A 2,283-nucleotide genomic window follows, 5' to 3' on the forward strand; every position below is an offset into this window, starting at 1 on the left:
GGGCCCGCCGCGCGCCCCCCCCCCGCCCACTTCGAGGGCACCGTCCTCGGCAAGTCCCTCGTCGCCCTGAAGACCGGCGCGACGGTCGACGGTCGCCTGCTGTCGCAGACCGCGGTCACCCTGCAGAAGAACACGGTCACCGAGCCCGCCCTGTAGATCGGACGCCGCGGCATCCGCCGCGGTGAGCCTACGGGTCTGCACACCGAGAAAGGCCCGTACAACAGGAAAGGCCCGGAGCGGCGATTTCGCCGTTCCGGGCCTTTCTGGCGTGCCGGCGTGCGGTGCCGGCGCTTGTTCATGCAGTTGTTACATGCGCTTGAAGATCGCGACGGGGATCGACTGGTGCACGATCTGGGTGACGGTCGCGCCGCCGCCGGCCGTGGCCTCACCGGCGATCGTCATCGCGAAGTCGAGGGTCAGGCCGTAGGTGTCCGGCGTCAGCACGCCGATCGAGGTGGACTCGAGCTGGAAGCCGCCCTTCGGCGAGGTGACGAGCAGCCCGCCGGGGCCCGTGAGCGCCTCGGGGTCGAGCGTTGCGGCGATTGGGTTCACGTTGAGCACGAACGGCGTCGTGCTCGCGCCACTCGCCGTGGTCGTCGTTGCGGTGACCGTGACGTTGGACATGTAGACGTGGCGCTTGGTACCGAAAGCGGCCTCAGGCGCCTGCGAGCGATCGAAGACGCTGATCACGAACGAGAAACGCTTGTCGCTGTCCGTGTACCACTCGTGGGTCTTCTGTTCCGTCCACATGTCGAGCTGGAGCTCGAGCTGGGGCGCGAGCTGGATCGTCGGGTGGATCGAGCCCATGTCGGTGAAGACAGAGTTGAAGACGAGCGGAGTAGCGGTGGCCGTCGGCGCGGCGGAGGCCGAGACCTGGCTGGCCTGGTCGATCGGCGCGAAGCCGACGAGGGCGGCGACGCTTGTGCATGAGGTGAGGGTAAGGGACAGAACGGCGACACCGGTGACGGCAGCAATTCGGGTAAACCAGTGGGACATGGTGGAACTTTCGGGTCGGGTAGCCGTCTGCATTAATATGCTGAACACATAGTGGCATACGCGGGGGGCCCGTGTCCCCTTTTTAGGGGACTTATTCTCGGCGGGTATCGGACCATGTCCCCCGGCATGCCACCCATTCAGGGGACCGAAGCCGGCGTCGATGCCACTAATCTGGGTCTATGGCCGACGCCCCCACGCTTCCCGACCCGTTGCCGCTGGAGTTCCAGCGCCCGCCGCGGTGGCCGACGCCGACCCTCGACTGGGTTGCGGGCAACCAGGGCTGGGAGCCCCCTGCCGGATGGACGCCGGTTCCGGAGTGCTCCCCCGCGCCTCCCGGCTGGGTGTTCTGGACCCGCTCGGAGGAAGGCTGGACGCGCTTCGCGGAGGAGAACCTCGCCCCGGCGAAACGGTCCCTCTGGATCGGCGTCGGAGTCTTCGTCGCCGGCCTGCTCCTGACCGTGCTCGGTCTTGCGGTCACCCACAACCCCCTCTTCCTCGTGTTCGTCGCGGCGATCGTCGCCGGCCCGATCCTGACGATCCGCGCGGGCTCCCGGCTGAAGGAGATCGACGACGGCCTGCTGGACCGGGTTCGCGCCCTCGCTCCGCAGTACAAGTACACCCTGCAGCGCCTGGCCTACAACAAGTACCTCCGTTCGTTCGGCCCGCTGTCATGACCCCGGAGATCGCCGCCGAGGTCCTCAACGTGCCTGCGGGTGCGAGCCGCGCCGAAATCGACAAGCAGTTCCGCAAGCAGGCGCGGACGCACCACCCCGACCTCCTCGCCGGTGCCTCCGCGGAGACGATCGCGGCCGCGACCACCGAATTCGTGCGGATGTCCGCCGCACGCGACGTGCTCTACGGCGAGCTCGACCGGGTGGCGAGCACGCGCACGGATGCCGCACCGCCGACGCGCGCACCCGCTGCGGCCCGGCGGGCCGCGGCACCGGATCCCGCGAGCACCGCGGCTCCGTCCGGCCCGGCCACCGCGTCCGCGGGCCCGGCCGCAGCCGGAACTCCGGCAGCTGGCCCCCCGGCCGCAGACCCGCGCGGCGCCGAAGCACGCGAGGCGCAGCAGCAGTACCCCCAGCAGCGACCCGCGGAGAACCCGCAGGCCCAGTTCGGTCCGCGTGCCGGCTGGACCACCCGCGGACCGGACGACCAGTACATCCGCCGCGGACCCGTTCCGCCGCCGCCCTCGCCGGTCCGGCGGACGCCGATGGATCCGCGCGACAGCAGGCTCCCGCGCCAGGCCCCGGGGACCCCGTCGAACCCGCTCGATCCGGAGAG

At 70.2% G+C, this 2,283-nt stretch carries 4 protein-coding genes; 3 read left to right on the top strand and 1 reads right to left on the bottom strand.

The window, feature by feature from the left end:
* The coding region (locus tag QN357_RS19625; RefSeq protein WP_416347634.1) for an ice-binding family protein at positions 1 to 156 on the top strand (156 nt) is incomplete at its 5' end.
* A gap of 150 nt (positions 157 to 306) precedes the next feature.
* On the opposite strand, the gene QN357_RS18685 is transcribed toward QN357_RS19625, so the two are convergent.
* Positions 307 to 996: a hypothetical protein gene (locus tag QN357_RS18685; protein ID WP_323505360.1), complete on the bottom strand. Its 690-nt coding sequence runs from the start codon at positions 994 to 996 to the stop codon at positions 307 to 309.
* 179 nt (positions 997 to 1,175) lie between these two features.
* Between QN357_RS18685 and QN357_RS18690 the strand changes: the two genes are divergently transcribed.
* Together QN357_RS18690 and QN357_RS18695 are read left to right on the top strand one after the other, a co-directional pair.
* A complete protein-coding gene (locus QN357_RS18690; RefSeq protein WP_166791042.1) occupies positions 1,176 to 1,670 on the top strand; it encodes a hypothetical protein in 495 nt (164 codons plus the stop codon).
* On the top strand, positions 1,667 to 2,283 hold a 617-nt coding region (locus QN357_RS18695), incomplete at its 3' end, for a J domain-containing protein (protein WP_323505361.1). The genes QN357_RS18690 and QN357_RS18695, both read left to right, overlap by 4 nt.

The organism is Cryobacterium sp. RTC2.1, from assembly GCF_035018685.1.
In the GTDB taxonomy this organism is placed as follows: domain Bacteria; phylum Actinomycetota; class Actinomycetes; order Actinomycetales; family Microbacteriaceae; genus Cryobacterium; species Cryobacterium glucosi.

Bases quoted from the DNA above. Each gene is read 5' to 3' on its own strand.
- QN357_RS18685 (WP_323505360.1), bottom strand. From the start codon at position 996: ATGTCCCACTGGTTTACCCGAATTGCTGCCGTCACCGGTGTCGCCGTT.
- QN357_RS18690 (WP_166791042.1), top strand. From the start codon at position 1,176: ATGGCCGACGCCCCCACGCTTCCCGACCCGTTGCCGCTGGAGTTCCAG.